The following is an 18,423-nucleotide window of genomic DNA, read 5'->3' as shown; positions in this document are numbered from 1 at the left end:
ACGCCGTTCAGCCGTCTGGCGGTCTCCAGTTCGGCCTCGCCGAGGTAGGCGTTGCGCGACGACAGGGCCAGGCCGTGGCCGTCGCGCTCGGTCGGCGATCCGACGATCTCTGTGGGGATGTCGAGGTCGCGCGCCATGCGCCTGACGACCATCAACTGTTGATAGTCCTTCTCGCCGAACACGGCGACGTCGGCCTGGACCTGATTGAGCAGCTTGGCCACGACCACCGCCACACCGCCGAAGAAGTGCGGCCGGAAGTCGGTCTCCAGCCCGGCCGAAGGTCCTCCGACGCTGACGGCGGTGACGAACCCGTCCGGGTACATTTCCTCGACCGTCGGCGCGAACAGCAGATGGCAGCCCGCGCCCGCCAGCATTCCGGCGTCCTGCGCCTCCCGTCGCGGATAGGTGCCCAGGTCCTCGTGCGCGGCGAACTGGGTCGGATTGACGAAGACGCTGGCGACCACGCGATCCGCCCGGCGGCCCGCCTCGCGCACCAGGGTCAAGTGACCTTCGTGCAACGCTCCCATGGTCGGAACGAAGCCGACGGTGAACCCCTGACGTTTCCACGCGCTCACCTGTTCACGCAACGCGGCGACGGTGCGGACGACCGGAAGGGATGTGGGCTCAGTCATGAACGGATTAACCCTTCGCCTTAAGCCTGCTTGTGAACCCAGCGGCAAACGCTGCCGTGCGAGGGTTGGCTTATGACGCCGAGCCTCCTGATCCGTCCAGTGCTTGTCCTTCTCGCCGCCTCGGGCCTGACCGCCTGCGGCATGGTCGAGAGCGATCCGCATCGTTTCGAGACGCTGGCTGAATCCGTCGCCGCCATCCCCCTCGACGGCGGTCCGGCCGCCCAGGCGACTCCCGCCGTCCATCACAGCGCGGCCGACGCCGGCCTGCGTCCCGCCATCCGTGTCGAGGTTCTCGACCCCCATGCGCTGTGGGACGCCCGCGACGCCGACATGAACGGCGTGGTCGAGCGCAATGCGCCGCGTCTCGTGGCCGCCGCCGCACCCGCCGTCGCCGACGCCGTGGTCCAGCAGGTCTCGACCCGCATCGACAGCGCCGCCTCGCGCGTCGGACTGCGTCCCGCGATGCAGACCCGCGCCGCCGCGTCTCCCGCCGCTGCGGGCGGTCTGGTGCAACTGGGCGCCTACTCCAGCGAGGCTTCGGCCCGCGAAGCCTGGACCCGCCTCAAGAGCGGCCAGGCGGCCTGGGCCCTCGACGGCCTGTCGCCGGTCTATGAGGCCGTCGAGGTCGGCGGCCGCAGCCTGACCCGGCTGAAAGTTCGCGCGCCCGCCGCCGGCGCCGCCGCCGTCTGCGCCGCCGCCGGGATCGACGATCCCTGGTGCCGTCGCGCCGTCTGACGGCATCCACAGACCTTCGATCTCCTTGCGTTGACGCCGGCCTCGCCGGTCGCGATTCTGCCTGTTCTGGCCGCGCGTCTGAGTCGGCGGCCCTGCACAGGTATGAGTCTCCATGGCTGACCCCACGGTCATCGTCGTCGGCAACGAAAAGGGCGGGGCGGGCAAGTCCACGCTCGCCATCCACATCGTCACCGCCCTGCTGCACGCCGGAAAGCGGGTCGCCATCATCGACCTGGACCTGCGCCAGCGGTCGATGGCCAAATTCTTCGCCAACCGCGCCGCCTGGATGGCCGGCAATAACCAGACCCTGCCCATGCCGATCGAGCCCGACATGGGCGACGGCAAGGCCCTGGCCCGCGCCGACGAGGCCGAACAACTGGCCCGGTTTGAAGCCGCCTTCGCCGAGGCGAAAGCCGCCGCCGAGGTCATCCTGATCGACACCCCCGGCGGCGACACCCTGCTGTCGCGCACGGCCCACGGCCTCGCCGACCAGATCGTCACCCCGATGAACGACAGCTTCGTCGACTTCGACCTGCTGGGCTCGGTGGATCCGGTGACCCTCGATCTGCTCAAGCCCTCCATCTATTCCGAAAGCGTCTGGGAGGCCCGGAAACAGCGCGCCGTCGCCCAGGGCCGCCACGCCCAGATCGACTGGATCGTGGTCACCAACCGCCTCGCCGTCGCCGCCGCCCGCAACCGCCAGCGGCTGGAAGAGCGGATGGAGAAGCTGGCCCGCCGCGTCGGCTTCCGCATGGGCCCGGGCCTGCGCGACCGCGTCATCTATCGCGAGCTGTTCCCGTTCGGCCTGACCGTCGCCGACCTGTCCAACGACATCCGCCCCGTCGCCGTGTCCCTGGCCCACGTCGCCGCCCGTCAGGAGATGCGCAGCCTGATGCACGCGCTCGGCCTCGACAGCGGCGCGCTCGACGCCCCGCTCGACGCGGCGGCATGAGGTCTTGAACCTGATCTGGCTGGTTCTGGCCGGCATCGCCGTCTGGGCCCTGGTCCGGCTCGGTCGCCAGACCGAAGGCCGGGGGCGGGGCCAGTGGCGCATCGCCGCCACCCTGTTCAGCGCCGTGATGCTGGCCGGCGGAGTCCTGCTTGCGTCACGCGGCGCGTGGATCCCGGCCGGCGGCCTGATCGGCGCCAGCCTGTGGCTGACCATCGCCTCGCGACAGAGGACCGTGCCGCCGCGAAGCGAGGCCATGAGCGACACGGAGGCGCGCGCCATCCTCGGCGTCTCCGCCGACGCCACGGTTCAGGACATCAACACCGCCTGGAAACGCCTCATGGGCCGCGCCCATCCCGATCAGGGCGGCACGCAGGGCCTCGCGTCCCGCCTGAACGCCGCGCGGGATCATTTGCTGAAGCGGTGAGGGCGCCTCTCCCTCCCCTTCATGGGGAGGGACGATCGCGCAGCGATCCGGGTGGGGAATTGTAGTGACGCGCCCGGACCGTTGGGGCTTCAAGGTTCCCCACCCGGGCTCCGCTTCGCTCCGCCGTCCCTCCCCATAAAGGGGAGGGAGAACGAACGGTCAGGCCGCCGGCTTGGCGGCCTTCTTCGTCGCAGCCTTCTTCGCCGCCGGTTTCTTGGCCGCGGGCTTCTTCGCCGCCGCCTTTTTCCCCGGAGCCTTCTTGCCCTTGGACGGGGCTGCCAGGGCCCGCGCCGCCAGCAGGGGCAGGGCCTGTTCCAGCGTCAGGTCTTCCGGCGCCGCGCCCTTGGGCAGGGTGGCGTTGATCTTGCCCGACTTCACATAGGGGCCGAACCGGCCCGCCATGACGTGGATCGGCTCGCCCGTCTCCGGGTGGGCGCCCAGGTCCTTCAGCGGCGCAGTCGCCGCGCCGCGTCCCGCGAACTTGCCCGCCCGCTTCTCGGCCAGCAGCACGACCGCGCGGTTCAGTCCGACCTCGAACACCTCGTCGATGTCCGCGACATTGGCGTAGGTCCCGGCGTGCAGGACGAAGGGTCCGTAGCGGCCCAGGCCCGCCGTGATCGGCTTGCCGTCCTCCGGGTGCATCCCGACCTCGCGCGGCAGGGCCAGCAGGCGCAGCGCCTGCTCCAGGCTCAGCGAGGCCGGCGACCAGCCCTTGGGCAGGGACGAGCGTTTGGGCTTCTCCTCGCCCGGCGGCGTGGTTTCCACATAGGGCCCGAACCGGCCGATCTTCAGCGACACCGGCTGGCCCGTGACCGGATCGACGCCCAGTTCGCGGTCGCCCCCGTCCGCGCCGCCGTCAGAGGCGTCAGGCGTGGCCACCGGCCGGGTGAATTTGCACTCGGGATAGCGCGAGCAGCCGATGAAGGCGCCGAACCGGCTGGTCTTCAGGCTCAGCTGGCCCTGCTTGCACAGCGGGCATTCGCGCGGATCGGACCCGTCTTCCTTCTGCGGGAAGATGTGCGGCCCCAGCGACTCGTTCAGCGCATCCAGAATGGCCGTGGTGCGCAGCTCGCCCGCGGCCTGGGTCGCGACATGGAAGTCGGACCAGAACTCGCGCAGCAGCACCTTCCAGTTCAGATTCCCGGCCGACACCTCGTCCAGTCGCGTCTCGAGGGCGGCGGTGAAGTCGTATTCGACCCATTTGGTGAAGAACTGCTCGAGGAAGGCCGTGACCAGCCGTCCCTTGTCCTCGGGATAGAAGCGGTTCTTGTCGGTGCGGACGTATTCGCGGTCGCGCAGCGTCGTCAGGATCGAGGCGTAGGTCGACGGACGGCCGATGCCCAGCTCTTCCAGCTTCTTGACCAGGGTCGCTTCCGAATAGCGCGGGGGCGGCTCGGTGAAATGCTGTTCGGTGCGGATGGCCTCGACCCTGGCGATCGCGCCTTCCTTCAGCGCGGGCAGGCGGGTCGTTTCGTCCTCGTCGTCGCCGCCGTCCTTCGGCTTGTCGTCGCGGCCCTCTTCATACACGGCCATGAAGCCGTCGAAGGCCACGACCTGGCCGGTGGCGCGCAGGCCCGTCTGCCCCGTCGGCTCCTCGATCTCGACCGTGGTGCGGTCCAGACGCGCCGACTCCATCTGGCTGGCGATGGTCCGCTTCCAGATCAGTTCGTACAGCTTCTGCAGGTCGCCATCGAGACGCAGGGTCTCGGGCGCCCGCGTCATGTTGGTCGGACGGATCGCCTCGTGCGCCTCCTGGGCGTTCTTGGCTTTCGTCTTGTAATAGCGAGGCTGTTCCGGGACGTAGGCCGGACCGAACCGGTCGCCGATGACCTCGCGCGCCTGGGCGATGCCCTCCGGGCTCACCGACAGGCCGTCGGTCCGCATATAGGTGATCAGGCCGCCCTGGTCGTCGACGCCCTCATACAGCTTCTGCGCCGCCTGCATGGTGCGCTGCGCCGTGAAGCCCAGCTTGCGCGAGGCCTCCTGCTGCAGGGTCGAGGTCATGAACGGCGGGGCCGGGGCGCGCTTGACCGGCTTCTTCTCCACCGAGGCGATGGTGAAGGTCCCGGCGTTGATGGCGTCGCGCGCCGCCGTCGCCATGGCTTCCGAGGTGATGTCCAGCCGCTGCACCCGCTTGCCGGCGTGTTTGACCAGACGCGTGGTGAAGGGCGGGCTGTCGGCGTTCAGGTCGGCCTCGACGGACCAGTATTCCTGCGCCTTGAACTTCTCGATCTCCATCTCGCGATCGACGACGATGCGCAGGGCGACCGACTGCACCCGTCCGGCCGAACGCGCGCCCGGCAGCTTGCGCCACAGCACCGGCGACAGGGTGAAGCCCACCAGATAGTCCAGCGCGCGGCGGGCCAGATAGGCCTCGACCAGCTCCATGTCGATCTGGCGCGGATTGGCCATCGCCTCCAGCACGGCGCTCTTTGTAATGGCGTTGAAGGTGACCCGCTCGACGTGCGTGTCCTTCAGCACCTTCTTCCTGGTCAGGATTTCCAGCACGTGCCAGCTGATGGCCTCGCCCTCGCGGTCGGGGTCGGTGGCCAGGATGACGCGGTCGGACTTTTTGGCGACCTCGGCGATCTCGCTCAGCCGCTTGGAGGCCTTGGGATCGATCTCCCACGACATGGCGAAGTCGTCGTCGGGCAGGACGGAGCCGTCCTTGGACGGCAGGTCGCGGACGTGCCCGTAGGACGCCAGGACGGTGAAGTCCGGGCCCAGGTATTTATTGATGGTCTTGGCCTTTGCGGGGCTCTCGACGACGACGAGGTTCATGCGGGGAGGGGGCCTTGGAAGGGCGCGGAAAGGGGGCGGAACGTGGTTGGCGCGGGCGCTGCTGTCAATCGGCGTATCCGAACCGCAAGCGATAAGTGTGGCGGACGCGCTTGTGAAGCACGCTGAAGTTGTTCTTCCGGCCTGGGGCCTAGCTGGACGCCAGCCCGCCGGGCAGAAGCGTCGCCCGTCCCGCCAGGCTGAGCTCCAGCAGGGCCGCGGCCACCGCGCCCGCCGGCGCGCCGGTCGCCCGGGCCAGTTCGTCGCGCGGCGTCGGCGTGGGCGACAGCAGGGCGGCGACCCGTTCGATCAGCGCCGCCTCCACCTCGTCCGGCGCGCCGTGGAACGGATTGTCGGGCCCCGGTTCGCGCAGGGTGCGCAGGGTGGAGAAGGCGCGCTCCACATCCTCCAGTCCCTCGCAGAGAATCGCTCCCTGCCGCAGCAGTTCATTGGGTCCCTTCGAGCGGGGATCGAGCGGCGATCCCGGCACGGCGAAAACGTCGCGCCCCTGTTCGGCCGCCAGCCGCGCCGTGATCAGCGACCCCGATCGCAACTCGGCCTCGACCACGATCACGCCGCGCGACAGGCCCGAGATGATGCGGTTGCGGCGGGGGAAGTCCTTCGCCTGGGCGCGCGCGCCGACAGGGCTCTCGGAAACGATGCACCCCCGTTCCGCGATCTGGCGATAGAGGTCGGCGTTGTCCGGCGGATAGACGTCGTCCACGCCCCCGCCCAGCACGGCCACGGTTCCGGTCGGAAGGGCGCCGGCGTGCGCCGCACCGTCGATCCCGCGCGCCAGGCCGGAAACCACGACATGGCCGGCCTCGCCCAGCTGCTGCGCCAGCCCCCGTGCGATGCGCTGGCCGCCCGCGGAGGCGATCCGGGCGCCGACCACGGCGATACAGGGGCGGCTCATCAGTTCGGCCTCGCCCAGGATCCACAGCACGGGAGGGGGAGGATCCGTCGCCGCCAGAGGCGCGGGATAAAGGGGGTCGCCCAGTACGATCAGCCGGGCCCCGATCCGGTCGCCCGCGGCGACCTCCTGTTCGATCTGACCGACCGGCGGCGGACCCTCGCCCCGGCCGCCCGCGCGCCGCACCAGTACCGGCAGGGCTTCCAACGCCCTTTCGGCCGTCCCGTAGCGGTCCAGAAGCTGGCGGAAGGCGACGGGTCCGACCCGGTCCGTGCGCGCCAGCCTCAGCCGCGCGAATCGCTCCGCCTCCGACAGGGGCGGCGAGGGGCTCACCCCTTTTTGGCGCCGATGCGGGGTTCCGTCCCCTTCAGCAGGCGGGCGATGTTCTCGTGGTGGCGGATCCAGATCAGGGCCGCCGTGAACACCGAAAGGGCCGCAACGGGCGTCGGCGCGGGCAGGCCCAGGGCCGCCAGAGGCAGGATCGCATAAACCGGCGCGGCGACCGCGGCGATCAGGGCCGCCAGCGACGACATCCGGAACAGGGCCGCGACCAGCAGCCAGGTCGCTCCGGCCAGCAGGCCCAGCGGCCAGCAGGCGGCCAGCAGCAGGCCGAAGAAGGTGGCGACGCCCTTGCCGCCCTTGAACCCGAGCCAGACGGGGAACAGGTGGCCCATGAAGGCCGCGCCGCCGGCGATGGCGCCTGCGACCTCGGCCGAGTGGCTGACGCCGCCCAGCATGTATTTGGCCAGCAGCAACGCCGCCGCGCCCTTGCCGGCGTCCAGGATCAGGGTGGCGAAGGCCAGGTCCTTGCGGCCGGTCCTCAGGACGTTGGTCGCGCCGATATTGCCCGAGCCGATGCTGCGCACGTCCTCGCCGGTGACGAGGCGCGTCAGGATCACCCCGAACGGAATGGAGCCCAGCAGGTATCCGCCGACCGCCACGAGGGCGAGCGTCCCCAGAGCGGGTCCGACCAGATCCTGCAAGTGATTCGCTCCCTCTTAGCGTGCGTCGTGGACGATGCGTCCGCCGACGACGGTAAGCAACACCCGGCCTTGCAGACGGCGTCCGTCGAAAGGAGAGTTCTTCGATTTCGATTTCAGGGCGTCGGCGTCAACGACGACCGGAGCGCCCGGATCGAACAGGGTCAGGTCCGCCGGCGCGCCCGCAGCCAGCACGCCCGCGTCCAGTCCGAGCAGCGTCGCCGGGCCGTGGGTCAGCGGCCGCAGGATGTCCAGCAGGTCCAGTCCGTCCTCGTGATGCAGCGACAGGGCCGCCGCCAGCAGCGTCTCCAGTCCGACGGCCCCCGGGGTCGCCTCTGCGAATGGGCGGCGCTTGTCCTCGGCCGGAGCAGGGGCATGGGCGCTGGTGATGGCGTCGATCAGGCCGTCGCGTACGGCCTCGATCAGGGCCTGCCGGTCGCTCTCGGGCCGCAGCGGCGGCTCCAGCCGGTAGAAGGTCCGGTAGTCGCCGATGTCGATCTCGTTGAAGCACAGGTGGTTGATCGACACCGAGGCGGCGACCTCCAGCCCCTTCGCCCGGGCCCGCGCCAGCGTCTCCAGCGCGCCCTCGGTCGAGATCTGGTCGACGAGGAAGCGCGCGCCGGTCTGTTCCACCAGGGCCAGGTCGCGCTCCAGCTGGATGCGTTCGGCGATGGCCGGCGCCGAGGCCAGTCCCAGCCGCGTCGCCAGTTCGCCCGAGGTCGCCACCGCGCCCTCGCTCAGCCAGGGTTCGGCCGGGCGGCAGGAGATCAGGGCGTTGAAGGCGGCGGCGTAGCTCATCACCCGCTGCAGCGTCCGGGTGTTGGCGATGACCTTGTCGACGTCGGTGAAATAAAGCGCGCGGGCCTCGTCCATCAGGCCGATCTCGGCCATGCGGACGCCGTCGCGCGCCTTGGTCGCCGCCCCGGCCGCGCGGACGTTGACGAGGTTCAGGGCCGCGCCGCGCCGCTGGATGAATTCGATCATCGCCGGATCGTCCAGCGCCGGATCGGTGTCAGGCTGGATGACGATGGTGGTGACGCCGCCCGCCGCCGCCGACAGGCTGGCCGACTTCAGCGTCTCCTTCGGTTCCGCGCCCGGCTCGCCCGTCTTGACCCGGATGTCGATCAGGCCCGGCGACAGGCACAGGCCGCCCGCGTCGATGACCGTCACGCCCTCCGGCGCGACCGCGCCGCCGCCATGGATCACTTCGGTGATGCGGCCGTCCTCGACCAGCACCGAGCCGTGACCGTCGTAGTCGCTGGCCGGATCCAGCAGCCGGGCGTTCAGGATGGCGATCGCGCTCATGCCGCGTCTCCGTCCAGTCGCGCCGACAGGGCCGCCAGCACCGCCATGCGCGCGGCGACTCCCATCTCGACCTGATCCTGGATCAGGGAGACGGTCAGGTCGTCGGCCACGTCGGAGTCGATCTCGACGCCCCGGTTCATCGGCCCGGGATGCATGACCTTCGCTCCAGGATTGGCCCAGGACAGCTTCTCGCGGTCCAGACCCCAGAAGCGGAAATACTCGCGGGTCGAGGGCACCAGCGCCCCCTCCATCCGCTCCAGCTGCAGGCGCAGCATCATCACGACATCGCAGCCCTTCAGGCCCTCGCGCATGTCGTGGAACACCTCGCAGCCCCAGCGGTCGGCGTCGCCGGGCACCAGCGTCGGCGGTCCGATCAGCCGCACCCGCGCCCCCATCATCGACAGCATCGAGACATTCGACCGCGCCACCCGGCTGTGGGCGATGTCGCCGCAGATGGCGACCGTCAGCCCGCCCACGTCCCCGAACGCGCGGCGCAGGCTCAGCAGGTCCAGCAGGGCCTGGGTCGGATGCTCATGCCGTCCGTCGCCGGCGTTGACCACCGCACAGCCCACCTTCTGGGCCAGCAGGGCCGCCGCGCCCGAGGCGCCGTGACGAACCACCAGCACGTCCGGCTTCATGGCGTTCAGCGTCGCCGCCGTGTCGATCAGGGTCTCGCCCTTGGCCACCGAGGAGGTGCGGGGGCTCAGGGCCGTCACATCGGCGCCCAGCCGCTTGGCGGCGATCTCGAAAGAGGCGCTGGTGCGGGTCGAGTTCTCGAAGAACAGGTTCATGACCGTGCGCCCGCGCATCAGGTCCAGCGACTTGGAGGATTGTCGGTTGAAGTCGACGAAGGCGTCGGCCAGATCCAGCAGCGGCGGCGTCGTGGCGGCGTTCAGATCGCCCGCGGACAGGAAATGGCTGCGCGGGAACGGCGCCAGCCGCTCGAGAATCAGATCGGTGAGTGCGGCAGGCTGGCTCATCGAGGCCCGCCTATAGGGCCGGGCGCGGCGGAACGGAAGACGCCGCGTGCTCAGATATAGCCGAACACGGCCAGAAGGATCGGAATGGTGAAGGCGCTGACCACGGTCGTCAGGGCGACCACCCCGGCCATCAGGGGCGCGTCGCCGCCCATCTGCCGCGCCATGACATAGGATGCGGCCGCGCCCGGCGAGGCGCCGGCCAGCAGCGCCAGCCCCTGCGCCATCCGGTCGCCGCCCAGCGCGCCGGTCAGCCAGTACATGCCCAGCGGCAGGACGATCAGCTTGATCGCGGTCACCGTCGCCATCAGCACGGGGCGGGACGCGGCGTAGCGGAAACTCAGGCCGGCGCCGGCGGTCATCAGGCCCAGGGCGATCGCCCCCGGTCCCATCAGATCGAAGCCGGCCATCAGCAGGGCCGGCTTGGGAACACCCGCCAGGTTGAGCGCCGCCCCGGTCCCGCAGGCCCAGATGATCGGGTTTCTCGCCAGCGACGACAGGGCCAGCCGCCAGCCGCCGCCCTGGCCCGCGCCCCAGCGCGCCAGCACCAGCACGCAGACCACGTTCAGGGCCGGCGCCAGCACCCCGAAGGCCACCGCCGCCACGCCCAGTCCCGGCTCGCCGAAGACCGCCCCCGCCACCGGCAGGAAGACGAAGCCGTTCCAGCGGATCACGCCCTGGAACACGCTGGTGAAGGCCGGATCGCTGATCCGCATCAGCGGCTTGGCCAGAACCGTCAGCAGGGCGACGGCCAGGGCCACGGCCACCGTGGCCAGCGCCACCGGCCCCGCGGCGCCGCCGGCGAAGTCCGCGCGCCAGACCGCCGGGATCAGGAAGGCCGGATAGAAGACGAAATAGGTCAGCCGCTCGACCGCTCTCCAGCCGTCGTCAGTGAGGAAGTCGCGCTTCTTCAGCCCCCAGCCGAGGGCGATCATGGCGAAGACGGGAACGACGCCGGTGAGCAGGCCGCTCATCGCCCGGCCTGATCCCTCAACCGGTCCAGCGCGCCCTGCAGGATCCAGGCGGCGGCGGTGCGGTCGACCACGTCGGCGCGGCGCTTGCGGGTCAGGTCCAGCTCGCCGATCAGGAACCGCTCGACCGCGCTGGTCGACAGCCGCTCGTCCTGGAAGGCGCAGGGGACGGCGCGGATGCGCTGCAGATTGCGCGCGAAGGCCCGGCACGACTGCGCCCGCGGCCCCTCTGTCCCGTCCATGTTCAGCGGCAGGCCGATCACGAGGGCGGAGGCCCTGCGTCCATCCATCAGCTTCAGCACCGCATGGGCGTCGTCGGTGAATTTCGTCTTGCGGATCAGCGACAGCGGGCTGGCGATCATCCGCGTCGCGTCCGAAGCGGCCACGCCGATGGTCTTCTCGCCGAGGTCCAGCCCCAGCCAGGGCGTGCCCGGCGGGGTCGAGGCGGCGAGGTCTTCGAGCGAGAGAACGGTCACGGTCTGGCGGTAGGACTGGCGAGCCGCCCTGTCAAAGTGCAAGGTGGGGTATCGCTGTTGGGGGAACATCCGATGAAGCCAGTCACCTTCCTTGCCGCCGTGCTCGCGCTCGCCGCCTGCGACACCCAGGTCGAGACCCGTAAGGAGGCCGTTCCGGCGGCCGAACAGGCCGCGACCGCCGCGCCGGCTGAAACGCCCGTCAGCGCCAGACCCTCGGGCCCCGCCCGCGTCATCGCGCCCTCGAACAACGCCGGCCTTCAGGGCGCGGCGTCCGTCACCGCGGTCCAGCCGCTGCACGACCACGGCTACAGCGCCAAGCTTCTCAACCTCACGGGCGGCGATCCGGCGGCCAACGGCAACCAGCTCTATCTGGCCTTCTATGTCAGCCCCGCCGAGGGCTGGACCATGTTCATGCTCGGCGACTTCGCGTCCTGGGAGCTGGTCGAGGAGGGCGCGCGGGGCCTGATCTTCGACACCACCTCGGACGTCGTGGGACCCGAAGGGAACATCGTGCGCGGGCCGAACCAGCGGTACATCGTCACCTATGCGCCCGGCGGGCCCGAGGCGACGGCCCCGGATTCGGTCTCCATCACCCCCGCCGCCTGACCACGGCGTCAGAATCCTTGTGAAATCGGGGCCGGGCGGCTAATCCCGCCGGCTCAGGTTTCGCAATTGGAGGGCCGCATGGCCATCGACGCCGCGACCGTGCGCCGGGTGGCGCACCTCGCCCGCATCAAGACCCCCGAGGAGCGTCTGGAGCCCCTGGCCCAGGAGCTGAACGGCATCCTCGCCTGGATCGAGCAGCTGAACGAGGTCGACGTCACGGGCGTCGAGCCCATGACCTCCAACGTCGCCCAGCCCCTGCGCCTGCGCGACGACGTCGTCACCGACGGCGCGAAGGTCGACGCCGTCCTGTCCAATGCGCCGCGGTCCGCCGACGGCTTCTTCGTCGTGCCCAAGGTGGTCGAGTAGATCATGACCGACCTGACCAGACTGACCCTCAAGGCCGCGCTGGACGGCCTCAAGGCCCGCGACTTCTCGTCCGAAGAGATCACGAAAGCCTTCGTCGCCAACATCGACGCCGCCAACCCCCGCCTGAACGCCTATGTCGTCCAGACCACGGACAAGGCGCTGGAGATGGCCCGCGCCTCCGACGCCCGCATCGCGAAAGGCGAGGGCGGGGCGCTGGAAGGCGCGCCGCTCGGGATCAAGGACCTGTTCTGCACCGACGGCGTCCAGACCACGGCCGGCTCCAACATGCTGCGCGGCTTCGTCCCGCCCTATGAGTCCACCGTCACCGCCAACCTGTGGCGCGACGGCGCGGTCATGCTGGGCAAGCTCAACATGGACGAGTTCGCCATGGGCTCGTCCAACGAGACCTCGGCCTTCGGTCCCGTGGTCAATCCGTGGAAGTCCAGCACGTCCAACGCCGACCTGACCCCGGGCGGCAGCTCGGGCGGCTCGGCCTCGGCCGTCGCCGGCGACCTGTGCCTGGCCGCCACCGCCTCGGACACCGGCGGTTCGATCCGCCAGCCCGCCGCCTTCACCGGCACGGTGGGGATCAAGCCCACCTACGGCCGCGCCAGCCGGTTCGGCATGGTCGCCTTCGCCAGTTCGCTGGACCAGGCCGGCCCGATCACGAAGACGGTCGAGGACGCCGCCATCCTGCTGCGCTCCATGTGCTCGTTCGATCCGAAGGACTCGACCAGCCTCGACGTCGAGACGCCCGACTGGACGAAATCCCTGAACAAGGGCGTCAAGGGCCTGCGCATCGGCGTGCCGAAGGAATACGTCGTCGACGGCATGCCCGCCGAGATCCAGAAGCTGTGGGACCAGGGCGTCGAATGGCTGAAAGCCGGCGGCGCCGAGATCGTCGAGATCAGCCTGCCGCACACCAAATACGCCCTGCCGGCCTATTACATCATCGCCCCGGCCGAGGCCTCGTCCAACCTGGCCCGTTACGACGGCATGCGCTTCGGCCACCGCGCAGAGGGGACGACGTCCCTGACCGACCTCTATGAGACCAGCCGCGCCGAGGGCTTCGGCAAGGAGGTCCAGCGCCGCCTGACCATCGGCGCCTATGTCCTGTCGGCCGGCTTCTATGACGCCTATTACGTCCGCGCCCTCAAGGTCCGCCGCCGCATCGCCATGGATTTCGACGCCGTCTGGGACAGGGTCGACGCGATCCTGACGCCGTCTACGCCCTCGGCCGCCTTCGCCCTCGGCGACAAGCAGATCGACCCGCTGCAGATGTATCTGAACGACATCTTCACCGTCACCGCCAACCTCGCCGGCCTGCCGGGCATCTCGGTGCCCGCGGGCGTCGACAAGGGCGGCCTGCCGCTGGGCCTTCAGGTCATCGGCAAGGCGCTGGATGAGGCGACGGTGTTCCAGGTCGCCAGCGCGCTGGAAGACGCGGCGGGGTTTGTCGCCAGGCCGGAGAAGTGGTGGTGACATCAATCTGAACCCTCTCCCTGAGGGAGAGGGAGGGGCCCGCGCGCGCAGCGCGTGGGAGGGTGTGGGGTTACGCCGCATGACGCCTGAGACTCGAACCAGACGCTCACGCGATCTTCGCAAGCATCAGACCTACGCAGAGAATCTCCTCTGGCAGGCCCTGCGCGCCTCCCGCCTGGACGGCCTCAGGTTCCGCCGCCAGCACCCGATCGATCGCTACTTTGCGGACTTCGCCTGCGTAGCCCTGAAGCTTGTCATTGAACTCGACGGCGGGGTCCACGAGGACGACGACCGGCAACTGAACGACTACCATCGCCAGCAGGAGATCGAACGACTTGGCTGGTTCGTCCTCCGGTTCCCGAACGAGCAGGTGACCGGCTCGCTTCCGACCGTCCTCGCCGCCATCCGCGACCAGGCCAGGCTGGCCGGCGCCGGAACCCCACTCCCTCCCGTCGACGGCGTCGACGGGCCCCTCCCTCTCCCGATGGGAGAGGGGACTCAAAAGCGCTTCACCCCGAAGGCGCGGCATCCTAGATACCGACCATGACCGACACCGCTACGAACTCGAAATTGATACAGGGCCGCACCGGCCCGTGGGAAATCGTCATGGGGCTGGAGATCCACGCCCAGGTGGCGTCGAACGCCAAGCTGTTCTCGGGCGCGGCCGTCGGCTTCGGCGCGGGGCCGAACGAGCAGGTGTCGCTGGTCGACGCCGGCTTCCCCGGCATGCTGCCGACCCTGAACAAACACTGCGTCGAACAGGCGGTCCGCACCGGCCTCGGCCTCAATGCGCAGATCAACCGCAAGAGCCAGTTCGACCGGAAGAACTATTTCTACCCCGACCTGCCCACCGGCTATCAGATCAGCCAGCTCTACTTCCCCATCGTCGGCGAGGGCGTCGTCGAGGTGGAGGCCGAGGACGGCTCCTTCTTCAACGTCGGCATCGAGCGCCTGCATCTGGAGCAGGACGCGGGCAAGCTGATCCACGACCTGTCGCCGACCGAGAGCTATGTCGACCTGAACCGCGCCGGCACCGCCCTGATGGAGATCGTGTCGCGTCCTGACATTCGTTCTCCTGAAGAAGCCGTAGCTTACGTCAAGAAGATCAGAACCATTCTGATCTATCTGGGCACCTGCGACGGCGACATGGAGAAGGGCAACCTGCGCGCCGACGTCAACGTGTCGGTCTGCCGCGAGGGCCAGTATGCGAAGTACAAGGCGACGGGCGACTTCAGCCATCTGGGCACGCGCTGCGAGATCAAGAACGTCAACTCGTTCCGCTTCATCAGCCAGGCCATCAACTACGAGGCCCGGCGCCAGATCGAGATCCTCGAGGACGGCGGCAAGATCGACCAGGAAACGCGCCTGTACGATCCGACGGCCGGCGAGACCCGCTCGATGCGGTCCAAGGAAGAGGCGATGGACTATCGCTACTTCCCCGACCCCGACCTGCTGCCGCTCGAGCTGGAGCAGGCCTGGATCGACGACATCAAGGCCAGCCTGCCGGAACTGCCGGACGAGAAGCGCCGCCGGCTGATGGCCGACTACGGCCTGTCGCAATACGACGCCGTGGTCCTGATCTCGGAACAGGCCAAGGCCGATTTCTTCGAAGCCGCCGCCAAGGGCCGCGACGCCAAACTGGTGTCCAACTGGGTGACCAACGAGGTCTCCGCCCGTCTGGCCGCCGACGGCAGGGACTTCAGCGAGAACACCCTGCCGGCCGCCCACGTGGCCCAGCTGGTCGAACTGATCGAGACCAACGTCATCTCGTCGAAGATCGCCAAGGAGGTCTTCGACCACGTCTGGAACGGCGAGGGTTCGCCGGCCGAAGTCGTCGAGAAACACGGCCTGAAACAGGTCACCGACACGGGCGCGATCGAAAAGGCTGTCGACGAGATCATCGCCGCCAACCCCGACAAGGCCGCCGCCGTCGCCGAAAAGCCCCAGGCCATCGGCTGGTTCGTCGGCCAGGTCATGAAGGCCACCGGCGGCAAGGCCAACCCGGCCGCGGTCAACGACATCCTGAAGGCCAGGCTGGGGCTTTAACAGAGCGCGAATTGCGAGCGTTCTGCAGCCGCAAGTCGCAAACCCTTGATCCTTCTCCCCTCCGGGGGAGAAGGTGGCCCGCTAGGCGGGTCGGATGAGGGGGATGTGAGCGGCATGCACCAGTCCCGGGACAGAACGCGTCGAGCGCGCCGTCTTCGGTCGTCAATGACCGGCGCAGAGGTCCGTTTGTGGGAAATGCTTCGGGACCGACGATTTGAAGGCCTGAAGTTTCGTCGCCAGGCGCCGGTGGCAGGTTCAGTCACGGACTTCCTGTGTCCCCAACTCAAGCTCGTAGTCGAACTTGACGGCGGAGTGCATCGCATTCGAGAGGTCGAAGATGCTCTGCGCGATCGGAAGTTGGCTGAAGTGGGCTTCACCGTCCTCCGGTCGGGCAACGAAGCATTCTTGCGCAACCAGAACGACCTGTTGGGTGCGATACGACTTCACGCAATGAGCGTCAGCCGACATCCCCCTCATCCGTCAGGCTCCGCCTGACACCTTCTCCCCCGGAGGGGAGAAGGGGCAGAACTACTCGAACAACTCCCCGCTCTCGTCCGTCCCCTCCAGCGCCTCCCGAGCCAGCGCCCGCGTCACGGGCTTGTGCAAGGCGTCCAGCGTTGCGACCACGGCCTCGGCCGCCGCCGCCGACCGGTCGATGCGGCGCAGAAGATAGGGCACCACGTCCTTCTGCGGACGGATGCCCCGTTCGGCGAAGCGCGCGTCCAGCATGGCCGCCAGCACGGCGTCGTCGGGCGCCTCCATCGGCACGCTGATGACCGCATCCAGCCGCGAACGCAGATCGGGCAGGGCGACCTCCCAGCTGGACGGCGCCGACCGCGCCACCATCAACAGGGCGCCGCCCGGCGCCTGGGCCAGGTTGATCAGGTGGAACAGGGTCTCGTCGTCCACGTCCTTGGCGCGGTCCAGCAGCACGGGCCGGCCCTCGATCTCAAGCGGATCGATCAGCGCCGCCTCGGCCCCGTGCAGGGCCACGGCGCCGACCCGCTCGGCCCAGATCTGCGCCAGCCGGCTCTTTCCGCACCCCGCGGGCCCGCAGATCGCCATCGCCCCGCCGATCCGGTTGGGCCAGTCCTCCAGCGCCTCCACCGCCGCGCGATTGCTGTCGGACACGACGAACCCCTCCGCCCCGTCGGGCAGGTCGCGTTGCAGCGGCAGTCGCATCTGGCCGGGAGGGGCGGGGCGGGCGGTCATAACGGGACAGCTATAGCAGACGACGGCGCAGGGTCCTTCCTGGCCCGTGGACAAGGCTGCGCGCCTGTGGACGCCCGCATGGAGACTCCCGCGCCGTCCCGTCCGCCCTTTCGGGGACCGGAATTGGAGACTCTCGCCCCCTGATCACCTCGCGCCGGACCCGCGACCCGCGGCGCTTCAGGACGATCCGGAAGCTCGGGGGACGATCCGGGCAGGCCTGAATGCCCCCGCCCCGCGGGCTCGCCGGCGCATCCGACCGATCCTGACGTACCGCCATGCTTCGATGCTGACGGACAGGAAGGAGGAGGGGCCAATGTCTCGAGAGTGGCGGTTTTGACATTTTTTGCGGGCGGGACGCCGCAGACGTGCTCCGGGAGGCCGCAAACCTTGACTTTCCGGGGCGATGATGCGCCCTTCCGGCCTCCCGAATTGCGGCCCTCGCGGCCCTCAATCCAAGACGTACCGACCATGCACGCCTACCGCTCCCACACCTGCGGCGCCCTCCGTTTGACCGATGCGGGCTCCAATGTCCGCCTGTCCGGCTGGGTTCACCGCAAGCGCGACCACGGCGGCCTGCTGTTCATCGACCTGCGCGACCACTACGGCCTGACCCAGCTGGTGCTGCACCCGGAGACGCCGGGCTTCGAGGCCGTCGAGCGCCTGCGCGCCGAGAGCGTCATCCGCGTCGACGGCGAGGTCGTGGCCCGCGAGGCCTCCGTCGTGAACGCCAACCTGCCCACCGGCGAGATCGAGCTGCGCGTCACCGGCGTCGAGGTTCTTTCGGAAGCCGCCGAACTGCCGCTGCCGGTCTTCGGCGAGCCCGAATACCCCGAGGAAATCCGCCTCAAGCACCGCTATCTCGACCTGCGCCGCGAGACCCTGCACAGGAACATCGTCCTGCGCTCGCGCGTGATCTCCTCGATCCGCCAGCGCATGGTCGGTCAGGGCTTCCTCGAGTACCAGACGCCCATCCTGACGGCCTCGTCGCCCGAAGGCGCCCGCGACTTCCTGGTCCCGTCGCGCCTGCACCCGGGCAAATTCTACGCCCTGCCGCAGGCGCCGCAGCAGTTCAAACAGCTGCTGATGGTCTCGGGCTTCGACCGCTATTTCCAGATCGCGCCCTGCTTCCGCGACGAGGACCTGCGCGCCGACCGGTCGCTGGAATTCTACCAGCTCGACGTCGAGATGAGCTTCGTCACCCAGGAGGACGTCTTCGCCGCCATCGAACCCGTCATGCACGGCGTGTTCGAGGAGTTCGCGGACGGCAAGCCGGTCTCGCCGATCGACGGCCAGCAGACCTTCACCAACGACTTCGGCCAGACCCTCGAGCACAAGGGCTTCGAGCGCCTGACCTACGAACAGTCGATGAAGTGGTACGGCACCGACAAGCCGGACACCCGCAACCCGATCAGGATGCAGGACGTCTCGGATCACTTCCGCGACGGCGGTTTCGGCCTGTTCAACAAGATCCTCGGCGCGGACGAGAAGAACGCCGTCTGGGCGATCCCGGCCCCGACCGGCGGCAGCCGCGCCTTCTGCGACCGCATGAACTCCTGGGCGCAGGGCGA

The 18,423-nt window shown here is 69.3% G+C and carries 19 protein-coding genes; 10 read left to right on the top strand and 9 right to left on the bottom strand.

Annotated elements, in window-relative coordinates; all coding sequences use genetic code 11:
- Positions 1–632: pantoate--beta-alanine ligase (panC, locus tag V6M42_RS14895; RefSeq protein ID WP_332679212.1), on the bottom strand; the 632-nt coding region annotated here is incomplete at its 3' end.
- 99 nt (positions 633–731) lie between these two features.
- Between panC and V6M42_RS14890 the strand changes: the two genes are divergently transcribed.
- The 3 genes from V6M42_RS14890 (at position 732) to V6M42_RS14880 (ending at position 2,743) form a co-directional block, all read left to right on the top strand.
- Positions 732–1,367, top strand: coding sequence for an SPOR domain-containing protein (locus V6M42_RS14890; protein WP_332679211.1), 636 nt, complete (start codon positions 732–734; stop codon positions 1,365–1,367).
- Positions 1,368–1,479: 112 nt separating this feature from the next.
- Entirely contained in the window at positions 1,480–2,319 is an 840-nt protein-coding gene (locus tag V6M42_RS14885; protein ID WP_332679210.1) for a division plane positioning ATPase MipZ, read from the top strand.
- A gap of 4 nt (positions 2,320–2,323) precedes the next feature.
- Positions 2,324–2,743 carry a molecular chaperone DnaJ gene (locus V6M42_RS14880; protein WP_332660475.1) on the top strand — a complete coding sequence of 140 codons (420 nt, stop codon included), beginning with the start codon at positions 2,324–2,326 and terminating at the stop codon, positions 2,741–2,743.
- A 159-nt stretch (positions 2,744–2,902) separates the two neighbouring features.
- Here the strand turns inward: V6M42_RS14880 and topA are convergent, their stop codons facing one another.
- From topA to ruvX, 7 genes are all read right to left on the bottom strand, one after another.
- The gene (topA, locus tag V6M42_RS14875) at positions 2,903–5,524 is read right to left on the bottom strand and encodes a type I DNA topoisomerase (protein ID WP_332679209.1); all 2,622 of its coding nucleotides are present in this window, start codon (positions 5,522–5,524) and stop codon (positions 2,903–2,905) included.
- A gap of 148 nt (positions 5,525–5,672) precedes the next feature.
- Entirely contained in the window at positions 5,673–6,767 is a 1,095-nt protein-coding gene (dprA, locus tag V6M42_RS14870; RefSeq protein WP_332679208.1) for a DNA-processing protein DprA, read from the bottom strand.
- Positions 6,764–7,417: a glycerol-3-phosphate 1-O-acyltransferase PlsY gene (gene plsY / locus V6M42_RS14865; protein ID WP_332660479.1), complete on the bottom strand. Its 654-nt coding sequence runs from the start codon at positions 7,415–7,417 to the stop codon at positions 6,764–6,766. The genes dprA and plsY overlap by 4 nt, the downstream gene beginning before the upstream one ends.
- Before the next feature lie 15 nt (positions 7,418–7,432).
- Positions 7,433–8,719 carry a dihydroorotase gene (pyrC, locus tag V6M42_RS14860; protein ID WP_332679207.1) on the bottom strand — a complete coding sequence of 429 codons (1,287 nt, stop codon included), beginning with the start codon at positions 8,717–8,719 and terminating at the stop codon, positions 7,433–7,435.
- Positions 8,716–9,699 (bottom strand): aspartate carbamoyltransferase catalytic subunit, encoded by a 984-nt coding sequence (locus tag V6M42_RS14855; RefSeq protein ID WP_332660481.1) that lies wholly within the window; start codon positions 9,697–9,699, stop codon positions 8,716–8,718. The genes pyrC and V6M42_RS14855 overlap by 4 nt, the downstream gene beginning before the upstream one ends.
- Before the next feature lie 50 nt (positions 9,700–9,749).
- Complete coding sequence (locus V6M42_RS14850; protein ID WP_332660482.1) at positions 9,750–10,670, bottom strand: AEC family transporter; 921 nt, start codon at positions 10,668–10,670, stop codon at positions 9,750–9,752.
- Positions 10,667–11,143, bottom strand: coding sequence for a Holliday junction resolvase RuvX (ruvX, locus tag V6M42_RS14845; protein ID WP_332679213.1), 477 nt, complete (start codon positions 11,141–11,143; stop codon positions 10,667–10,669). Before ruvX ends, V6M42_RS14850 begins: the two co-directional genes overlap by 4 nt.
- 72 nt (positions 11,144–11,215) lie before the next feature.
- Here ruvX and V6M42_RS14840 point away from each other — a divergent pair, with 72 nt between their 5' ends.
- From V6M42_RS14840 to V6M42_RS14815, 6 genes are all read left to right on the top strand, one after another.
- Positions 11,216–11,749, top strand: coding sequence for a hypothetical protein (locus V6M42_RS14840; RefSeq protein WP_332679206.1), 534 nt, complete (start codon positions 11,216–11,218; stop codon positions 11,747–11,749).
- A 78-nt stretch (positions 11,750–11,827) separates the two neighbouring features.
- Entirely contained in the window at positions 11,828–12,115 is a 288-nt protein-coding gene (gatC, locus tag V6M42_RS14835) for an Asp-tRNA(Asn)/Glu-tRNA(Gln) amidotransferase subunit GatC (protein ID WP_332660484.1), read from the top strand.
- Positions 12,116–12,118: 3 nt separating this feature from the next.
- Positions 12,119–13,597, top strand: a complete 1,479-nt coding sequence (gene gatA, locus V6M42_RS14830) for an Asp-tRNA(Asn)/Glu-tRNA(Gln) amidotransferase subunit GatA (RefSeq protein WP_332679205.1) — start codon at positions 12,119–12,121, stop codon at positions 13,595–13,597.
- 79 nt (positions 13,598–13,676) lie between these two features.
- Positions 13,677–14,144 carry an endonuclease domain-containing protein gene (locus tag V6M42_RS14825; protein ID WP_332658916.1) on the top strand — a complete coding sequence of 156 codons (468 nt, stop codon included), beginning with the start codon at positions 13,677–13,679 and terminating at the stop codon, positions 14,142–14,144.
- The gene (gatB, locus tag V6M42_RS14820; protein WP_332679204.1) at positions 14,141–15,643 is read left to right on the top strand and encodes an Asp-tRNA(Asn)/Glu-tRNA(Gln) amidotransferase subunit GatB; all 1,503 of its coding nucleotides are present in this window, start codon (positions 14,141–14,143) and stop codon (positions 15,641–15,643) included. The genes V6M42_RS14825 and gatB overlap by 4 nt, the downstream gene beginning before the upstream one ends.
- Before the next feature lie 114 nt (positions 15,644–15,757).
- Positions 15,758–16,138: an endonuclease domain-containing protein gene (locus tag V6M42_RS14815; RefSeq protein ID WP_332679203.1), complete on the top strand. Its 381-nt coding sequence runs from the start codon at positions 15,758–15,760 to the stop codon at positions 16,136–16,138.
- A gap of 33 nt (positions 16,139–16,171) precedes the next feature.
- Here V6M42_RS14815 and V6M42_RS14810 read toward each other — a convergent pair whose 3' ends face one another.
- Positions 16,172–16,855 carry a DnaA ATPase domain-containing protein gene (locus tag V6M42_RS14810; protein WP_332679202.1) on the bottom strand — a complete coding sequence of 228 codons (684 nt, stop codon included), beginning with the start codon at positions 16,853–16,855 and terminating at the stop codon, positions 16,172–16,174.
- 468 nt (positions 16,856–17,323) lie between these two features.
- Between V6M42_RS14810 and aspS the strand changes: the two genes are divergently transcribed.
- A partial coding sequence (gene aspS, locus V6M42_RS14805; RefSeq protein ID WP_332679201.1) for an aspartate--tRNA ligase occupies positions 17,324–18,423 on the top strand: 1,100 nt, incomplete at its 3' end.

Origin of the sequence: Brevundimonas sp. (assembly GCF_036677305.1) — a bacterium.
Classification (GTDB): domain Bacteria; phylum Pseudomonadota; class Alphaproteobacteria; order Caulobacterales; family Caulobacteraceae; genus Brevundimonas.
Note: the sequence above shows the minus strand (reverse complement) of the source record. Positions and strands in the feature narration are given on the sequence as shown.

Excerpts from the sequence above, each read along its gene's own strand:
- gatB (WP_332679204.1), top strand. The coding sequence starts at position 14,141 with ATGACCGACACCGCTACGAACTCGAAATTGATACAGGGCCGCACCGGC.
- gatC (WP_332660484.1), top strand. The coding sequence starts at position 11,828 with ATGGCCATCGACGCCGCGACCGTGCGCCGGGTGGCGCACCTCGCCCGC.
- topA (WP_332679209.1), bottom strand. The coding sequence starts at position 5,524 with ATGAACCTCGTCGTCGTCGAGAGCCCCGCAAAGGCCAAGACCATCAAT.
- V6M42_RS14815 (WP_332679203.1), top strand. The coding sequence starts at position 15,758 with ATGCACCAGTCCCGGGACAGAACGCGTCGAGCGCGCCGTCTTCGGTCG.
- pyrC (WP_332679207.1), bottom strand. The coding sequence starts at position 8,719 with ATGAGCGCGATCGCCATCCTGAACGCCCGGCTGCTGGATCCGGCCAGC.
- V6M42_RS14825 (WP_332658916.1), top strand. The coding sequence starts at position 13,677 with ATGACGCCTGAGACTCGAACCAGACGCTCACGCGATCTTCGCAAGCAT.
- V6M42_RS14855 (WP_332660481.1), bottom strand. The coding sequence starts at position 9,699 with ATGAGCCAGCCTGCCGCACTCACCGATCTGATTCTCGAGCGGCTGGCG.
- V6M42_RS14840 (WP_332679206.1), top strand. The coding sequence starts at position 11,216 with ATGAAGCCAGTCACCTTCCTTGCCGCCGTGCTCGCGCTCGCCGCCTGC.
- gatA (WP_332679205.1), top strand. The coding sequence starts at position 12,119 with ATGACCGACCTGACCAGACTGACCCTCAAGGCCGCGCTGGACGGCCTC.
- V6M42_RS14850 (WP_332660482.1), bottom strand. The coding sequence starts at position 10,670 with ATGAGCGGCCTGCTCACCGGCGTCGTTCCCGTCTTCGCCATGATCGCC.
- V6M42_RS14810 (WP_332679202.1), bottom strand. The coding sequence starts at position 16,855 with ATGACCGCCCGCCCCGCCCCTCCCGGCCAGATGCGACTGCCGCTGCAA.
- V6M42_RS14885 (WP_332679210.1), top strand. The coding sequence starts at position 1,480 with ATGGCTGACCCCACGGTCATCGTCGTCGGCAACGAAAAGGGCGGGGCG.